The following is a 17132-nucleotide window of genomic DNA, read 5'->3' on the forward strand; positions in this document are numbered from 1 at the left end:
CGGCGCCGGCCGGTCACCACTCAGTAGCTCGATTCGGCCTTGCCGAGCTCCTGCTGCAGATAGAACAGCACGTCCGCCTCGTCGTACTCGGACAGCGGGGCGGAACGCACCGCGGACAGCCAGTTCATCGCCAGGTGCTGGCGCATCACGCCGGGCCGGCTCAAGGTGCCGGGATCCCATTCCTCCTGGTCGTGTATCGAGGGCGCGTTGAGCCGGCCGTCCTCGTGGCAGGAACCGCACTGGGCGTTGTAGAGCGTCAGACCGCGGTTGTAATCGGGCTGATAATGCCCGGCATCCGGCGAACCGCCGGAACAGCCGGCCAGCAGGGAGACGAACAGCAGGACAAGTGAGCGGACAGCCATGGCTTTCGACAGGGTTACGGGAAGCAGGGGCGGGACGGGTGGCCGCCGCGCGGGGTGCGCCGGCACCAGCTCAGAATACATTCATGGCCACCATGCTGATGTCGTCCATGAATACCTTGGCGGAACGGAATTCGCGCAGCTGATCGAGCAGGCTCTCCAGGGTGGTGGCGGCCGTCTGCTGCCGCAGACCGGAGAAGGCATTGCACAGGCGCTTGCAACCGAAGAACTCGCAGTGGCTGTTCTGCATCTCGGTGACGCCGTCGGTATAGAGCAGCAGCCGGTCGCCCGGCTCCAGCTGCATCTCCTCCTCGAGAAAGCGGACCTGGCGATTGACCCCGAGCACCAGGCCTTCGGCATCGAGGCCGATGCAGGTCGGGGCCGAGGCGCGCAGCAGCAAGGGCGGGTTGTGGCCAGCGCTGGCGTAGCGCAGACGCCGGGTCTTGCGGTTGTAACGCAGGTAGAACATGGTGATGAACAGGTCCGCGCCGCTGAGATCGGCGTGCAGGACCTCGTTGAGCGCGCCCAGCAGCTGGGCGGTGCTGTCGAGCTCGGCGTGGGTGCGGCGCAGTTCCGCCTTCAGGGTGCTGCGCATCTCGGCCATGATCAGGGCGGCGCCGACGCTGTGGCCGGACACGTCGGCGATGACGACATCGATGCAGTCGCCGTGCTGGAAATAGTCGTAGTAGTCGCCGCCGACCTGCGCCGCCGGCACGCAGACCCCGGCCACCTCGACATCAGACAGCCGCAGGGGCGCTTTCGGCAGCAGGGACATCTGGATCTGGCGGGCGATTTCCAGTTCGTGGCGTTCGTCCTCGGCGCGGCGGCGCTCGCTGACATCGGCGATGATGCCGATGTAGTGGGTCAGGACGCCCTGCTCGTCATGCACGGGCGACAGCAGCAGTTCGTTCCAGAAGCCGGTGCCGTCCTTGCGGTAGTTGCGGATGATGACCTCGCAGGAACCGCCGCTGTCGAGCGCTTGGCGGATCTTCTCGCGGGCGGCGGCATCGGTGCCACGTCCCTGCAGGAGACGGAGGCTGTTGCCGAGCAGCTCGCTCTCGTCGTAGCCGGTGATCCGGCACAGGGCCGAGTTGACGTAGATGTTGGGGAAGTACGGAGTGCGCGCGTCGGCGATGGCGATGCCGACGCTGGCGGCCTCGATGGCGCGCTCGCGCAGGCGCAGGGCGTCCTCGCTGCGCTTGCGCTCGGTGATGTCCATGTCAACGCCCCGCCAGCGCTGGGTTTCACCCTTGTCGTCGGCGATCGGCACGCCGGAGGATTCGGTGAAGACCTCGTGGCCGTCGCGATGGCGGTAGTGGTTGATGAGCCGCTTGAAGGGCCCCTTGACGCGCTCGGCCGGCGGCAGGGTGCTGGACCAGAGGTGGCGGTCGGCCTCGGTCAGGAGGTCGAGATAATGCTTGCCGATGATGGCCTCGGGCGGATAGCCGAGGATGTCCTCGACCGCGTCGCTGCTGTAGGTGTAGAAGCCCGCCGCATCCTGTTCCCACAGCCACTCGCCGACCATCCGGGCCACCTCGCTGAAGCGTTCCTCGCTCTCGGCCAGTGCCTCCTGGTCGCGCTTCTGCTGGGTGATGTCCTGAAAGCGCCCCAGCAGCCGCATGGCCACGCCCTGCTTGTCCTGGATCGGGGAAAACGTCACTGAGGCCCAGTAGGCCTCGCCGGTCTTGCGGCGGTCGGCCAGCTCGCCGCACCATTCCCGCACCGACAGCAGCCGCCAGCACAGCGAGGCATTGCCGGCGATGGCGGGCAGCACGGAATTGGCGGCAAACAGGTTGCGGCCGATGACCTCCTCGGCGGTGTAGCCGGTCAGCCGGGTAAAGCCGGCGTTGAGGTATTCGATCTCGCCCTTGAGACTGGTGATGAGAATGCCGGCCGGCGCCTGCTCCACCGCGCTGGACAAAAGGATCAGGCGTTCCTCGGCCTGCCGGCGCGGGCTCAGGTCGTGGATGATGCCGACGAAACGGTGCGGGCCATCGTGGCCGAGTTCGCCGACCGCCAGATAGATGGGCAACCGCCGGCCATCCTTGCGCAGGGCGACAACCTCGCGGCCTTCGCCGATGATGTGCGGCTCGCCGGTGGCGCAATAGCGGCGCAGGTAGCCGTCGTGACGGTCATGCTCCGGCGACGGCATGAGCATGTTGATGCTGTGGCCGATCAGTTCCTCGCGACGGTAGCCGAACAACTGGGTAACGGCCGGGTTGACGAGCTGGATGATGCCGTGCTCGTCGATGACGATGACGCTGTCGGTGATGGTGTCGACAATGGCGCGGAAATGCGCTTCCACATCGCAGAACTGGGCATCCTCGTCCTCCAGCGCCAGCAGCCAGCGCCAGGCGCCGGGGCCGGCGTTGCGCGCCAGACGGGCCTGGAACCTGGCGCGCTCGCCGTCGGGCAGGGTCAGTTCGATCTCGCCCAGGCAGCGGGGCCCGGCGGCGTCGAAATGTTCGGCGGCCAGCCGTTGGGCCGCGAAGCCCAGCCGCCCCAGCAGGTCTTCGCCCGGCACCGGGTGATCCGCCAGGCCCAGTCGCTGGCATGCGCTGCTGCTGGCGGCCAGCAGACGACCCTGCTCGTCGAGCACGAACAGCAGCGTGTCGCTGATGGACAGCAGCGCCCGGGTCAGTGCATCCAGCCCGACGGCCGCCGGAGGGGCCGAGACCTGCGCCATGGGACGGTTACCGCCCGCCGGTCAGGGCGCCCTCGGCGCTGCCGCCGGCAGGCGGGTCCGCTCCTCGGGCAGCTTGCGGCTCATGTCGAAGAAGGGTCCGTAGGTGGTATCGGTGCCGAACTGCTGCCACGGGTAGGCGGGATGGGTGATCGGCTGCGACGGTACCGGGAAGGTGATGAAATCCAGGGTTCCGGCCAGGAGACGGCCGAGGGTGTGCAAGGTGCCCTTGAGGACCCCGCCGGTGGCACCCAGCAGCACGTTCACCTCGTTCGAGGTGTTGATGACGTTCTTGGGCAATTCGGCCAGCCCGAAAGCCATGTTGGTAATGCCCGAGGCCAGCTTGGTGCGGACCATCTCGCCATAGGTGGCCTCCTCGGCCAGGGCGGGCTGGCCCATGCCCAGGGCCAGCAGCAGGGGCAAACGGGAAATCCAGGTGCGCACGCGGTCGACTCCATGGTGGTGGACGGGAAAGGCGCAACACGGGGATACGCCGGCGGGCAATTATGCTTGATATCGGGACGAATCTCGAAACCCGGCCGGCGGAAGGGGCCGGACGCCCGATCGCGGCACAGAAAAAAGCCGCCGGGCACGCAGGGCGCCCGGCGGCTTTGCGAGCGTCCGCGGACGCCGGCTCAGCCAGCGAAATTGGCAGCGACGAAGTCCCAGTTGATGACGCCGAAGAAATCCTCCACGTACTTGGGACGCGCGTTGCGGTAGACGATGTAGTAGGCGTGCTCCCAGACATCGCAGGTCAGCAGCGGCGTCTGGCCACTGGTCAGCGGGCAGCCGGCGTTGCCGGTGCTCACCAGCGCCAGACTGCCGTCGGCATTCCTGACCAGCCAGGCCCAGCCGGAACCGAAGGTGGTGACGGCGCACTTGGTGAACGCTTCCTTGAACGCATCGAAGGAGCCGAAGGCCTTGTCGATGGCCTCGGCCAGCGCGCCGGTCGGCTGACCGCCACCGTTCGGCTTCATGCAGCTCCAGTAGAAGGTGTGGTTCCAGACCTGGGCGGCGTTGTTGAAGATACCGCCGGAGGACTTGCGGACAATCTCCTCGAGCGGGAGATCCTCGAACTCGGTACCGACAATCAGGTTGTTGAGGTTGGTGACGTAGGCCTGGTGGTGCTTGCCGTAGTGGTATTCCAGCGTCTCCGCGGTGATGAAAGGCTCCAGTGCGGTTTTCTCGTAGGGCAAGGGGGGCAGCTCGTGCTTCATGCAAACTCCATCTCGATCGTCGATTGAATACCGCCGGCGATCGCCGGCAGGGTTGATGACGCAATCCCTAGTGAATTGCTATGGAATCAGTCTACCATCCGTGGCCGGACGGGCAAAGTCGGGCAGCATGACGGTTACCGGGCCGGACGCCCCGGACATCGGGCCGCGGGCCGCGGGCCGGGAAGCTGGCGCCGATCCCGGGCCCGCGCGCATGGCGCCGCGACACCGGACCGCCGGGCAAAAAAAGAGCTTCCAGGGGAAGCTCTCGTCTCGTCGGCGACCAAGGGCCGCAATCCGTCGGTCGTTCATGGCTCATCCATCATGATCGGACGTGTCGAATACACAGCGGGGAGTGACCTCAGATATTGCGGTCGCGGTCCCAGCGCTGCACCTCGGCCTTCCAGCGGCCATCGGACTGTTGCCTGAGCACGCTGTAGATGACGCCGCCGTAGCGGTACTTCATCGTCTGCGGGCGGACACTCGGCATGCTCTTGACATCCGAGAACCGGATCCGGGTGACGATCGTGTCGTCGAGCTCGCGCCGGACGTCGAGCACGTCCATGGCATAGGCGCCCTGCCGCATGAGCTGCTGCCAGAAATCGCGGATCTGGCCGGCCCCGTGGGCAACCGTGCCGTTGGGCTGCAACAGCAGGGCATCGTCGGCATACAGGGACAGCACATCCTCGACACGGCCCTGCGCGAATGCCGCATTCCACTGCGCCGCCGCCGCCTCCGCGATCTGGCGGGCGGCCGGCTCGGTCTCGGCCCGGGCAGCCCCTGCGATAGTGACTAAAGCAAGTAATAGTCCTAAAGTACGCTGCATGGTAAACCTCCATCGGTGTCGACCTCGGGTCGAGGTCGTGGTACATGACAACACTATCGGTTTACAATATCCAATAAAGATTGCTGATTGTTTCTATAAACAACAACAATAGTCTGACCTGTCGAGATGGATAAACTGACAAGCATGCTGGTCTTCAGCAAGGTTGCCAAGGCCGGCAGCTTTGCCGCCGCGGCCAAGGAACTGGGCCTGTCGCGCGCCATGGCGACAAAACACGTCATGCAGCTGGAAAACGGCCTGGGCATCCGGCTGCTGAACCGCACCACCCGCAACCTCAACCTCACGGAAGTGGGCGCGGTCTACCTGGAGCGCTGCCGGCAAATTCTCGACGACATGGAAGAGATGGAGCTCGCCGTCACCCGCTTGCAGACCGAGCCACGCGGCCTGCTCAAGGTCTGCGCCACCCCCTTTTTCGGCTCCTATCACCTGGCCCCCGCCATCGGCGCCTACATGGAGGTCTACCCCGACGTGCACGTGGAGCTGAGCCTGCAGACCGGCAGCATCGACCTGATCGAGGAGGGCTACGACCTGGCCATCCAGCTCGACGAGTTGCAGGATTCCAGCCTGATCGCGCGCTCGCTCGGCACCTCGCAGCGGGTGGTCTGCGGATCGCCGGCCTATTTCAGCCGGCATGGGGTGCCGAGGACGCCGGAGGAACTGCGCCAGCACAACTGCCTGATCAACATGAGCATGGCGCCGCGCGATCACTGGCAGTTCAACATTCCCGGCGGCGAGACCACCGTGATCAAGGTCGGCGGCACCATGCAGGCCAACGTCGCCGATGCCCTGCGTATCGCGGCACTCAGCGGTCTGGGACTGGTCATACTGCCGACCTACATGGTCGGGCAGGACATCCGCAGGAACCGCCTGCAGGCGGTGCTGACGGAATACGTGCCCGCCCCGCTGGAAATCCACGCCGTCTATCCGCACCGCAAGCACCTGTCGGCCAAGGTGCGGACCTTCGTGGATTTCCTGCATGAACGCTTCCACCCGAAGCCCTACTGGGAAGAGTGGGCCCAGGACCAGTTGCAAGAAGCCTGATGCCGGAGAATGGCGCGATGAACGAGAGAGACGCCTTGCTGCTCGCCTTCAAGGAAATGCTGACACTGTTCGCCCTGCTGGCCGGCATGGGCACCCTGGTCGCCGGACGCTACCTGGCGGCGGTGGTCATCCTCAGCATCGCCGGCCTGCTCTATTTCGAGGCCCCGATCAGCCGTCTGCGGCGGAAACTGCTGGGCTGGTGAACGGTAACCGCTCCCATCTGGAAATCGAGCGCAAGTTCCTGGTGCGCTCGGAGGCCTGGCGGACCGAGGCCAGATGCGCCACCCGCATGCGCCAGGGCTATCTCAACCACGAGCAGCACTGCTCGGTGCGTGTGCGCATCGCCGGAGACAGCGCCTGGCTGAACCTCAAGGGCGTCACCATCGGCGCGCAGCGGCTCGAGTTCGACTACCCCATCCCGCTGGCGGATGCGCACCGCATGCTCGATACCCTCACCTGCAAGCCGCTGATCGAAAAAACCCGGCATCTGGTCGATGTGGGCGGGCATACCTGGGAGGTGGACGTTTTCGAAGGTGCTAACGCCGGCCTCGTGGTCGCCGAAATCGAGCTGGACGATCCTGACGAGCCCTTCGAGAAACCCGCCTGGGTCGGCGAGGAAGTTACCCACGACCCGCGCTACTACAACACCTGCTTGGCCTCCCATCCCTATCGCGACTGGCGCGACCCGCCATCCGCATGCGACTGACCCGGGGACAGTTCCTCTGGCTGGCCAGCGTCTTCGAACTGGGCCTGGTGGTGCTGGCCTACGCGCTCGGCGGGTTGCTGGACATCGACCCCGTGGCGGCGCTGCGCGTCGACGCGACCGGTCTGTTCTGGGGCGCCCTCGGCACATTGCCGCTCTATGGTCTGTTCCTGCTGTCCGACCGGCTGGATGCCACCCGCGAGATCCGGCGTTTCCTGATCGACAAGATGGGACCCTTGCTGGCTGCGTGCAGCGGACCGGAACTGCTCTACCTGGGACTCCTGGCCGGCATCACCGAGGAAATCCTGTTCCGCGGGCTGCTGCAACCCTGGCTGGAGCTCGACTGGGGCTGGCTGGGCGGGCTCGTCTTCAGCAACCTTGCCTTCGCCCTGGTCCACTGGATCACGCCGGTCTACGCGCTGCTGGCCGGGGTGTGCGGACTCTACCTGGGCCTGATGCTGGACGTCGGACCGGAACGCAACCTGCTGACCCCCATCCTGATCCACGCCCTCTACGACTTTCTGGCCTTCGTCGCCGTGGCCAGCGCCTGGCGGCGGCAGCGAGCGGCATAAGTCCCGCCGGTCAGGCGGCGGAGCCAGTCCCTGCCCCGGCGATGACCGTCAGGCCGAGGCCAGCCGCGCCTCGGTTTCCCGGACTTCGCTGCCGAAGCGGTAACGGCTGGTCAAGCAATGGTCGAGCCAGCGGGACAGGAAGTAATTCAGCGACCACTTGTAGTCCAGTACCGCCTCCGGCAGCGGATCGCCGCTGAGCGCCTCATGGACCCGCGGCCGGGCGGCGTCGTTGAGCATCTCCACGGTCCGCGCGTCGAGGCAGACACGCAGCCGCACGGCCGGCTCCATCCCGGCCTCGTAACCCGCGGCAAAGTCATGGGTCAGTTCCACCACCAGCGTGAAGGGCGAACGTTCCACCACCCGCAGGTAGAGGGCCGGCTTGCCCTGCGCGGTGGCGACGGCCGCCCGCTCGCGCCGCGCGAGATCCGGCACCAGGCGGCACAGGCGGGCGTAGTTCGCTTCGCACAGCTGATGCAGGCACAGGGATTTCTCGACCGGATTGAAAACGCTCATGGACCGGCGTCAGGGCTCGGCGTAGCTGGCACAGGCGCTGGTCGTCTCCCACAGGGAGACCCGCTGCACATTCAGGCCCTGCGCCTTCACTTCCTCGTAGATCATGCGGGCAAGGCATTCCGCCGTCGGGTGTTCTTCCAGCAGCAGGAAGCGCTCGCCGGCCTGTTCCAGCGCCGGCACCAGCGGATCGTCGCGATGCAGCAACAGGTTGTGATCCAGCACGGTATCGATGTAGCGGTGCGCCACGGCGCTGATGTCGGCGAAATCGCACACCATGCCCTGTTCGTTCAGCGCCGGCGCGGCCACGGTGATCGCCGCCTTCACGCTGTGGCCATGCAGATGGCGGCATTTGCCGGGATGCGCCATGAGACGGTGCCCGTAGCAGAAATAGACGTCCTTGGTGATGGTGTACATGGGAAAAGACAAACTGGAGGAAGATCCGGGCAGGACGGGCGTCACTCGCTGCGAATGCCCTTGATGACCCCGGCGATCCGGAATTCGCCGCCGGGCTCGGCATCGCAGCGGCTGACCTCGATATAGGCCGTGAGCGGCGGCGACAGACCGCGGACGGGGGCGATACGCACTTCGGCCGCCGTGCCCGGCTTCAGTGCCCGGGGGCCACGGAAGCGGATGCCGTCGCCACTGAGGGCGATGCCCTGGCCACTGCTGGCAGCGGCTTCGGCAATGGGACGGTAGGTCACCTCGCTGTTCAGGGGCATTTCCCCCGGACTGGCGGGGAACTCATGGTTCACAGGGGTTCTCCGGACGGACATCAAAGCGCTCAATTGTAATGCAGACCCGGCGCCGGGTCTCCGCCTGGGGCGGACCAGACTTGCCTCTGGCGCCAGACCGCAACCCGCGCTCTTCGCCCGCAACAGGCCCTGTGCTATTGTTCGACGCTGGCCGGGGACCGACCGTTCCCCTGACGATTCACCCATCGCTCACGTCCAGACCATCGCATTCATGAGCAGCAAACTGCATGTCCTGACCGGCATCACCACCACCGGTACGCCCCACCTTGGCAACTACGTCGGCGCCATCCGCCCGGCCATCGAGGCCAGCCATCGGCATGATGTGCTGCCCTTCTATTTCCTGGCCGATTATCACGCCCTCATCAAGTGCCAGGACCCCGAGCGGGTGCGGCAATCGACGCTGGAAATCGCCGCCACCTGGCTGGCCCTGGGACTGGATACCGCCAACGCCGTTTTCTACCGCCAGTCCGACGTGCCGGAAATTGCCGAACTGGCCTGGCTACTCAACTGCGTCACCGCCAAGGGCCTGATGAACCGCGCCCATGCCTACAAGGCCGCCGTACAGGCGAACCAGGACAGCGGCGAGAGCGACCCGGACAAGGGCGTCACCATGGGCCTGTTCAATTATCCGGTGTTGATGGCCGCCGACATCCTGATGTTCAACGCCCACCGGGTGCCGGTCGGCCGCGATCAGGTCCAGCACATCGAGATGGCGCGCGACATCGCCGGCCGCTTCAACCATATCTATGGCGAGCACTTCGTCATCCCCGAGGCCGTCATCAGCGAGGACACCGCCACCCTGCTCGGCCTGGATGGACGCAAGATGAGCAAGAGCTACGACAACACCATTCCGCTGTTCCTGGAGGAGAAGAAGTTCCGCAAGCTCATCAACAAGATCAAGACCAACTCGCAGGAGCCGGGTGAGCCCAAGGATCCCGATAGCTGCACCCTGTTCAGCCTCTACAAGGCCTTCGCCCGGCCCGAGGAAACCGCCGCCATCCGCGTCCGCTATGCCGAGGGCATCGGCTGGGGCGAGATGAAGGGCATCCTGTTCGAATACCTCAACGACCATCTCAAGGCCGCTCGCGAGCGCTACGAGGCGCTGCTGGAAGCGCCCGGGAAAATCGAGGAGGTGCTGCAGGAAGGTGCGGCCAAGGCCCGCGCCTACAGCGGTCCGTTCATGAAGGAAATCCGCGCCAGCATCGGCATTCGTCCACTCGGCTGAGGCACCCGCATGCACATCGTCATCATCGGCTCCGGCATGGCCGGCATTCTCCTGGCCGAGGAACTGCACAAGCTGTCCCCCGACACCCGGCTGACCGTGCTGACCCGGGAAACGCATGGCTACTATTCGCGCCCCATGCTTTCCCACGGCTTTTCACGGGACGATGTGGAAACCAGGATTGTCCTGAAATCCTTCGACGCCCTCCGGGCCGAGGGCATCGAGGTGCGTGCCGGCATCGAGGTCCTGTCCATCGACCGGGCGTCCAGATCGGTCGCCTGCCGCCAGGATGGCCAGCCAGCATCCATCGGCTATGACCGACTGGTGCTGGCGCCCGGTTCGGACGCCTTCGTGCCGCCGCCGTTTCGCGGGTCCGAACAGCATTTCCGGGTCATCAACAGCCTGGACGACCTCATCGCCCTGCGCCGGGAGCGCGCGGGCATCCTGGCCGGCGGCAGGACGCCACGCTGGGCCGTCATCGGCGGCGGGCTGATCGGCTGCGAGGTCGGCTCCGATCTCGCCAAGGCCGGCGACCAGGTGGTGCTGTTCCATGCCCTGCCACGCCTCATGGAACGCCAGCTGGTGGAGGAGGATTCCGCCACCCTGCTGACGGTGCTGCAAGGCCTGGGCATCGAGGTACGCCTGAATGCCGGTGCCGAAGCCTTCGAGGCGGACGGCGACCAGTTGGCCATCCGGCTGGCCGATGAGCACATGGGCGAATTCGACGGCATCCTCGTCGCCACCGGCTTCAAGCCGCGCACGGCGCTGGCCGAGGCCGCCGGCCTCGCGATCGGGCGCGGCATCCGCGTCGACGGCTACCTGCGCACCACGGACCCGGCCATCCACGCCCTCGGCGACGCCGCCGAATGCGCCGATGGCCGCATCTATGCCTACGTCATGCCCATCCGCCAGCAGGCCCTCTGGCTGGCCCGGTTCCTCAGCGGCCAGACCGCCGATCCCTGGCAGCCACCGGTCTTCCAGCCGCGCGCCAAGGTCCATGGCTTCAGCGCGGCGCATCCCTATATCTTCTAGGGAGTCGTCAGCAGCCTGATCGGCCGCCCCCGCCAAACACCCCACGGTTCCGGATGGGCCACCTGGGAAGCGCAGTCGAGCGATCTCCCGGCCTGCTCGCATTGGGCGAATACACTGCCCTCCGGGGTCATGTGCTGCCATCGCCATTCCCCCTGCGCTTGCCGGGATGGAGCATGGCGTAACCGAAGCGGACGTCCGTCCAGCTCGAGGTAGCCGTGGGATAAGGCTGCGTCACCCAGGCCGGCAGATCCTTGACCCCCGTCAGCGGCCCGCCCGCCAGCGGGAGCGAATAATCGACCTCCGCTTCAAGGTGGGTACCGCCATTCCCAAGCACCAGCTGAGGCGGCTGTCCGGGTATTTGCGTGCTTTGCGCAAGATGAATATGACTGGACAGTATCAGGCTGTAGTTGTCCAGCAGCCCATAGGCGGCCGACTGGTTGGGGACGGACGTCCAAAGGGTGCAGGATGCCGCGCCAAGACAGAGATCGGGCGCGGTTTCATGAGCGATGCCGAAGACCGGCCGGTGGGTCAGCAACCAGGACTCGACATCCGCTTGCGGTGCCGTGAAGCCGGCTGCCTGGGCGAAGAAGGGACGGTAGGCCTCGGCCCAGTTGATGCCATAGGAAACGACATCATAATCACCACGCTTTTCCGGGCTGGCGGAATCGACGATTGCCAGGCGCAGCCGCCAGTCGGGACGAATCTTCAGGTCGGCAGACCAGCTGGGCGTAATGCTGTTGACCGGCACGGGACCGCCGGTGACGCTCGGCGCGCAGACATTGGCCGTATCCCGGCGCGGGTCGAAGAAGAGGAAATAACCGTTGCCGCCACGGCTGCACGCCTCATGATTGCCGCGCACCACCACCAGAGGGGCCGCCGCAAGCAATGGGCGCATCGGTATGAAGACGTCGGCCAGCCAGCTGTAATCCGTATCAGAGAACTTGAAGAAATCAGGCGCCGGTCCTTCGATCGGTTCCGGCGTCGAACCGCACCATTGCCACTGATCGGCCGGGCATGGTTTCTCACGGTAGAAGAAGTCCCCCAGGAACAGGACCACATGTGGCTTGCCCTCGGCAATACGTTCGGCCGTCCTGGCCAATGGCCACCTGTCGGGATTGCTGCAATCCTGCTGCCCCACCCGACAACCGGTGTCGCCCAGTACCGCCAGCCGCCTGATGCGAGACGGCATGTGCGCAGGGATATCCCGGCCCAACACCCTTGCTGCCAGCGAGTGTCTCGGTATGGCCGCCTCGCAGACCCGTACGGCGGAAAAGGCGGGATAGGTGGTATCGGGCGGCCTGCGCTCGGACATCGGCACCTTGAACCAGGCCGTGCTCCCACCGCTGCCTTTTTTCACCCGCAAGACAGGACAGGTGCCCCCGGCAGGAACGACCGCCCTGGCCAGCAAGCCGGAGGGCACCTGCGCCACTGGCGCTACCAGCGTATAGGCAACAAAGACGTTATCGACCCGCGCATCGGCGGTCGCTGTGCCCTGTGGGGCCAACACGATAGCGGCGATCGTGAACAGGGAGATTCGAGTCATGCGTTCCAGGACGGTGGACATATGCGGCTCTGCGGGTGGTGTTTCTTGGGGCGATATTGCCCGGGACAGCCAGGCGTTAGGGAGAGACGAAAACGGTTGGCGCCGTGCGAACCAGCTCTTCATTTCGGTGCGATCCTGAACACCGCGCCCACGCGCTTTTCCTCGCCCATGCTTTCGATCAGGCAGGTCTTGCCGCGGGTGGCTTGCTGGTTGGTGCGTTTATAGCAAGCCGTGCCGGTCCACTCGACGAATTGATGGTCGAGGTTTTCCTCGTAGCGCAGGGTGATCGTGATGCCCCTGGGGAAAGCCGCCTCGCACAGGCCCGGGCAGTCGATACCCGCCGGTTCGCTCCAGACCCGGTTATGTCTGGTATCGCCCAGCGCTTCGGCCCGTTGCGCCGCCTTTTCAGCCCGGCGCGCCTCCGCGGGCGTGAGGATTTCCTGGGTGCCGACGTCGACATGCAGTGTGTAGAAGTTCGGCTCGGACGGCTCGACCTCCGCCGGCTGGATGGCACTTGCCGTGCTTGCCGATGCCGCGGTGCGGCCTGAGGCAACCCTCGCGCCGGTGCCGCTCAGCGCCTGATCCCAGATGTCGCGGGCCAGCGGACCGCCGGACCAGCCCTCGTCGCAGTTGCAGCTGAGGATCTTGTCCTGGCAAGAGGCATTCACGCCCTTGTCGGAATCCCAATAGTCGTATTCCGCCTCGCCGCGCACGAAATTGCGGCGTTGGAGGATTCCGCTGATGGCGCTGGCGTCGATGCAGCCGGGCCCCTCACAGTAGCACTGAAAGGCGAGTTCGCCGGGATACACCTTGCAATCGCTGTTCTCCCGGCAGCCGGCCTTGGATTGATGGCAGGCGAAATAATAGATGCCCAGGCTGTCCGGACCCTGTGCGCGTAGCGTTTGAATGATGGCATTGCGGCCGTCGACCTGCCTGTTGCAGGCGTAGGCGCCAAAACCCTCGTAGGCCGCTTGCAACGCCACCGCCCGCTGCAGGTTCTTGCAAGCAGCCGAATCCTTGCCGGCCTGGCCGCAGGGCGCCCGATACACCTCCTGCAGCACCGACCAGAGCGGCAGGTAGCGGTAAGCGACGGGCTGATCGCCCAGGTGGGCGGCATCGATGAAATCCTGCAGATTTTTCTCGTTGAAATCTCTCAGCAGCGCCGTGCGGGTCGCGGCCGTGCCGCCGGCGATATAACGCTGATTGTTGGTGTCCTGGGTCGAGGCTTCATAGCGCTTGCCGGCATCGATGATGGCGCAGGGCCTGGCGCTCCAGCCGCCCGTGAAACCCTCCAGATCGAAACAGGCCTTCGCCTTGAGCGTATCGGTCGAGACGGTGCTGCCGGTCTTGCTGCTCACCCATTGCTGCACCCGGCTGCCGATCTGCTGCTGCACCTGCACATGCGAACCCCAGTTCTGCAGAAATTGCGTATAGCCGGCCCAGGTGAAGGATTCGCCAGCCTGTTCCGGGCTGGGCAGGGCCAGCGCCTCGAAAGCCGCCTGAAAGTTGGGGTCGAGATTGTCCGGAAACAGACAGCGGCTGGATTGATCGAAATCAATCAGCAGGTTGACCGAGGCAATGTCCAGAACCACCGACTTGAAATCCTCGGTCTGCACCGATTGATGTCCGGTGGTGGCATTGACCGTGCCACCGATATTCACCTGCTGCACCGGGAAACCGGCCTTGATCTCGACAGTGTTGTTCAGCGACTCGGTCAGCTGGCTGGCGCTCTCATGGGTGCGAAAGCTGCGAAAGCCCTCCTGATGATCGACCTGGGTAGCACAGCTGCCGATACGGGTGTCCTTGAAGACCGCTCGACCGCCACTGTTGGCCTTGGCATCCAGGAGATTGGTCACGGGGAGATAAAACGCCTTGCCGAGGCCGGGACAGAGCCCCTCCGGGCAAGGCGGAGCCACCGCGGCGGCTTGCGCCGTCAGAATGACTGAAAGCCCTGCCACCGTCGCAAACCGGCTGACGAATCGCATGAGTCCGCCCCCTCAGGAATGTGGGTAGAGGTACCGGCAGCCCCCCTGAGCGGGCTGCCGGTGAGAAAGGGGTGCCTCGAAAGAGTCCCGCCGAGAGCTCGCCTGCCGAACCAGGAATGCCTGACGGCACTTTATCGTTCCCGGCAACATCAGGAGAACAGGTACTTGATGTCCCCTCATGTCATCCTGACCGCGATGGCTCCGGCACTTGCCAGGCACCCCGGCCACTCAATTGCGCCTGCCCCAGCCGGGCGCAAAATTGGTGGAATACAGCGTCCTGGCCAGTTCCGGTGTCATGAAGTCCATGATGACCGTGCCGAAGTGGCCCGTTCTGTGGTTGATGGTGTAAAAGTCCCTGACCCTGAAGTTGAGGTTTTTCGAGAAATTATAGGGATTCGGGATGCCAAAATAGCCGCTTGAGAAATTCAGGTACCAGGGAGCCGAGGCATCCTTGACATCGGCAACCCTTGCCGACTCGGAAGCACTTGCAAACAGCCCCCACTTGTCGTTTGCCAGATAATTCTTGTAACCGTCCTGGACATAGAAGTGTCCACTTCGGGTAATGCCGACGCCATTGTCCGGCCAGCCACGGAACGCATCGATCCCGTACTGGGTGAGCGGCGCATCATAACGGCGAATCAGCACGATGCGACCGCGAACGTTGGTGTTACCGTCCTCCACCGCCAGCCGTGTGCGGGTTGTGTTGACGCCCAGGGAAGGAATCCCGTTGCCGACATACCAATACTCCGGATTCTGGTCGATATAGCGCTTGATCGTCTCTTCGAAAGGCAAACTCTCATCCATCGGGGTATCTTCTTCCTTGACGGAAATCACGACCGTTTCGGTTGGATGAGTGCGCAAGAATCCGTAGACGGTATCCAGGAATTCCCCGCAACCCTGATTGAGATAGTAAGCGCCATGATGCAGGGCGCATCCCCCCTTGACGCGTCGCCCCCGCAGATCGAGGAAGCGCACACCCGCCATCAGCTGCTCGTAAATCGACATTTGCGGTGCGCCCCTGAAATCATCGGACCTCTGGCTGGAACGATCACCCAGGCCCATGTACTGGGCGATATAGAACGGCCAGCCGGCCCAATCGTTGCCCTGGTAGGCAGCCGAATCGTGTGTTCCGGGGATGGTGATCTGGTTCAGGCGGGTGGCATCCGGCAGCTGTCCCATCCAGGCGGTGCTGGGTGCCACATCCTGCCGGATCTCGAAGAGCCGACAGGCAGGGTCGTTATTGCAGGCGTAACCCTCGAGGAGAATCTGCGGGTGCGTATCGGTCATCCTGTCGCCGTACAGGGCATTGGGATTATTGCTCGATTGAAAGGCAAACCACGCACGCCCCAAGAGCATCATGCGGGTGGGATCCCCATCGACCAGGAAGGTGAAGGCAGGGTTGCTGTAGGCATTGACTTCTTCGCGGTTACAGCGCGTCTCGCCGGGATCGATGCGCTGTCCCCTGAAGTTGTTGTCGGGGCGCGATGTGCCATCCCAATCGAAATTGTCGATACCGGTCACATCCAGCTCATGAGCCTGGGCCGTTCGGTTGCGCACGCAGAGGATAGTTTTCTGGGATGCACCCAAGGCCAGTTCCGACATCGAGAGCATGACCAGTGCCAGGGCCAAAGTTTTTTTCTTCATCATTATCTTACTAATCAGGCAAATCCGGTTTTCCAATAGCGGCAATCAGCTGTGCTCAAAGCCCACACTCACCGTCGGGACAATCCGGGGTGAACATGATTTCAATGGTTTCCTTTCTGTTCCTGCACACAACCAGCGCATCTTCACTCGGCGGGGTTTCCACATCCGGGATGGCAATACATTGCAGGGGTGACTTGATGCCCTTGCCCAGCTGGGTATTGGACAGACGCTTGGTCTTGACCATGCGGGCTGCCGCTTGGCAGCTGCTGCCCCTCACCCGCAAGTTGGTCACCACCAGACGGGGATCCGTGTCGTCACCGACCTCCACGGGGCGTGGATCGACGACGAGCGTCCCACAACTCTTCCAGTTCGCCTTGGCCGACTCGGCGGTCGTGGCGATGCTTGGCGTGTACTCGGCCACCGGCGCACCCGTTTGCCGGCTCTGCTCCAGCTGCGAGGCCGCTTCCTGATAAGCCTTGATCACCCATTCAAACGGCTTCTCGACCTCCGAAGGCGACTCGGGCTGCGCGACCGGCATAGCCGAGTTGAGCTGGGCCCGGGTTTTTCCACAATCGTTTGGGCGATCACTGGCGATCGCGCAGATGATCCTGGCGCCCCGCTCGGCACCTTCCTTGCGGATGATCTCCGCCTGCAGATTGGCCCAGGCGATGCGTGTCTGCTGTATGGCCAGGTCGACGGCGCGCTGGGCGTTGCTGATGCCGAAATACTCCAGCTGGCCACGGGGCGTCCTGGGATTGGTTACCTTGCCGGTGATGAGATTGATATCGGACTTGTCCTTGTTGTTCTGCTCATGATTCGATCGGCTTTGCTTGGCGCATGAACCATCCGGGTAGCAACCACTGGACAAGCGTTCATCCGGAAGCACGGGCAAGTCCGGGGTATCCAGGCCAAGATTCCAGAACTCGGGGGTTTTTTCCAGGCCAAGGCCTGGAATGCTTTCCCAGGAGAGCGGCCAATTCATGTTGAGATCCGCATAATTGCTATGCGAGTAGAAATCCTGCAAG

At 64.3% G+C, this 17132-nt stretch carries 18 protein-coding genes; 6 read left to right on the forward strand and 12 right to left on the reverse strand.

All coding sequences use genetic code 11. The annotated features are described in order from the left end of the window. Positions 1 to 20: 20 nt before the first annotated feature. The 5 genes from ACYQ1H_RS09845 to ACYQ1H_RS09865 all read right to left on the reverse strand — a co-directional run bounded on the left by ACYQ1H_RS09845 (position 21) and on the right by ACYQ1H_RS09865 (position 5082). A complete protein-coding gene (locus ACYQ1H_RS09845; RefSeq protein WP_460027877.1) occupies positions 21 to 362 on the reverse strand; it encodes a c-type cytochrome in 342 nt (113 codons plus the stop codon). Between the two features lie 70 nt (positions 363 to 432). After that, positions 433 to 3045, reverse strand: a complete 2613-nt coding sequence (locus tag ACYQ1H_RS09850; protein ID WP_460027878.1) for a PAS domain S-box protein — start codon at positions 3043 to 3045, stop codon at positions 433 to 435. Between the two features lie 21 nt (positions 3046 to 3066). After that, positions 3067 to 3486, reverse strand: a complete 420-nt coding sequence (locus ACYQ1H_RS09855) for an exosortase system-associated protein, TIGR04073 family (protein ID WP_460027879.1) — start codon at positions 3484 to 3486, stop codon at positions 3067 to 3069. A 191-nt stretch (positions 3487 to 3677) separates the two neighbouring features. Continuing rightward, positions 3678 to 4259, reverse strand: coding sequence for a superoxide dismutase (locus ACYQ1H_RS09860; RefSeq protein WP_460027880.1), 582 nt, complete (start codon positions 4257 to 4259; stop codon positions 3678 to 3680). 358 nt (positions 4260 to 4617) lie between these two features. After that, complete coding sequence (locus ACYQ1H_RS09865) at positions 4618 to 5082, reverse strand: YybH family protein (protein WP_460027881.1); 465 nt, start codon at positions 5080 to 5082, stop codon at positions 4618 to 4620. A 126-nt stretch (positions 5083 to 5208) separates the two neighbouring features. On the opposite strand from ACYQ1H_RS09865, the gene ACYQ1H_RS09870 reads away from it, so the two are divergent. The 4 genes from ACYQ1H_RS09870 to ACYQ1H_RS09885 are packed head-to-tail and all read left to right on the forward strand — an operon-like array spanning position 5209 to position 7416. Continuing rightward, the gene (locus tag ACYQ1H_RS09870) at positions 5209 to 6141 is read left to right on the forward strand and encodes a substrate binding domain-containing protein (RefSeq protein ID WP_460027882.1); all 933 of its coding nucleotides are present in this window, start codon (positions 5209 to 5211) and stop codon (positions 6139 to 6141) included. Between the two features lie 17 nt (positions 6142 to 6158). Then, positions 6159 to 6344, forward strand: a complete 186-nt coding sequence (locus ACYQ1H_RS09875; protein ID WP_460027883.1) for a hypothetical protein — start codon at positions 6159 to 6161, stop codon at positions 6342 to 6344. Next, positions 6341 to 6847, forward strand: a complete 507-nt coding sequence (locus tag ACYQ1H_RS09880) for a CYTH domain-containing protein (protein ID WP_460027884.1) — start codon at positions 6341 to 6343, stop codon at positions 6845 to 6847. The genes ACYQ1H_RS09875 and ACYQ1H_RS09880 overlap by 4 nt, the downstream gene beginning before the upstream one ends. Further along, positions 6838 to 7416 (forward strand): CPBP family intramembrane glutamic endopeptidase, encoded by a 579-nt coding sequence (locus ACYQ1H_RS09885; protein WP_460027885.1) that lies wholly within the window; start codon positions 6838 to 6840, stop codon positions 7414 to 7416. The genes ACYQ1H_RS09880 and ACYQ1H_RS09885 overlap by 10 nt, the downstream gene beginning before the upstream one ends. Positions 7417 to 7464: 48 nt before the next feature. Here the strand turns inward: ACYQ1H_RS09885 and ACYQ1H_RS09890 are convergent, their stop codons facing one another. From ACYQ1H_RS09890 to ACYQ1H_RS09900, 3 genes are read right to left on the reverse strand one after another with little or no spacing between them, the layout of a single operon-like run. Continuing rightward, a complete protein-coding gene (locus tag ACYQ1H_RS09890; RefSeq protein ID WP_460027886.1) occupies positions 7465 to 7929 on the reverse strand; it encodes a DUF1249 domain-containing protein in 465 nt (154 codons plus the stop codon). A 9-nt stretch (positions 7930 to 7938) separates the two neighbouring features. Beyond that, on the reverse strand, positions 7939 to 8343 hold the full coding sequence (locus ACYQ1H_RS09895; RefSeq protein WP_460027887.1) for a 6-pyruvoyl trahydropterin synthase family protein: 405 nt from the start codon (positions 8341 to 8343) through the stop codon (positions 7939 to 7941). 41 nt (positions 8344 to 8384) lie between these two features. After that, positions 8385 to 8681 (reverse strand): hypothetical protein, encoded by a 297-nt coding sequence (locus ACYQ1H_RS09900; RefSeq protein WP_460027888.1) that lies wholly within the window; start codon positions 8679 to 8681, stop codon positions 8385 to 8387. Between the two features lie 211 nt (positions 8682 to 8892). Between ACYQ1H_RS09900 and ACYQ1H_RS09905 the strand changes: the two genes are divergently transcribed. Together ACYQ1H_RS09905 and ACYQ1H_RS09910 are read left to right on the forward strand one after the other, a co-directional pair. Further along, positions 8893 to 9906 (forward strand): tryptophan--tRNA ligase, encoded by a 1014-nt coding sequence (locus ACYQ1H_RS09905; protein WP_460027889.1) that lies wholly within the window; start codon positions 8893 to 8895, stop codon positions 9904 to 9906. A gap of 9 nt (positions 9907 to 9915) precedes the next feature. Next, positions 9916 to 10935: an NAD(P)/FAD-dependent oxidoreductase gene (locus ACYQ1H_RS09910; protein ID WP_460027890.1), complete on the forward strand. Its 1020-nt coding sequence runs from the start codon at positions 9916 to 9918 to the stop codon at positions 10933 to 10935. Between the two features lie 127 nt (positions 10936 to 11062). On the opposite strand, the gene ACYQ1H_RS09915 is transcribed toward ACYQ1H_RS09910, so the two are convergent. From ACYQ1H_RS09915 to ACYQ1H_RS09930, 4 genes are all read right to left on the reverse strand, one after another. Continuing rightward, positions 11063 to 12499 carry a metallophosphoesterase gene (locus tag ACYQ1H_RS09915; RefSeq protein WP_460027891.1) on the reverse strand — a complete coding sequence of 479 codons (1437 nt, stop codon included), beginning with the start codon at positions 12497 to 12499 and terminating at the stop codon, positions 11063 to 11065. Between the two features lie 98 nt (positions 12500 to 12597). Continuing rightward, entirely contained in the window at positions 12598 to 14463 is a 1866-nt protein-coding gene (locus ACYQ1H_RS09920; protein WP_460027892.1) for an MAC/perforin domain-containing protein, read from the reverse strand. A 228-nt stretch (positions 14464 to 14691) separates the two neighbouring features. Next, the gene (locus ACYQ1H_RS09925; RefSeq protein ID WP_460027893.1) at positions 14692 to 16110 is read right to left on the reverse strand and encodes a phosphatidylinositol-specific phospholipase C; all 1419 of its coding nucleotides are present in this window, start codon (positions 16108 to 16110) and stop codon (positions 14692 to 14694) included. A gap of 52 nt (positions 16111 to 16162) precedes the next feature. Next, positions 16163 to 17132 (reverse strand): hypothetical protein (locus tag ACYQ1H_RS09930; protein WP_460027894.1); only part of this gene is annotated, 970 nt, incomplete at its 5' end.

The sequence above is a fragment of the Methyloparacoccus murrellii genome, from assembly GCF_054657115.1.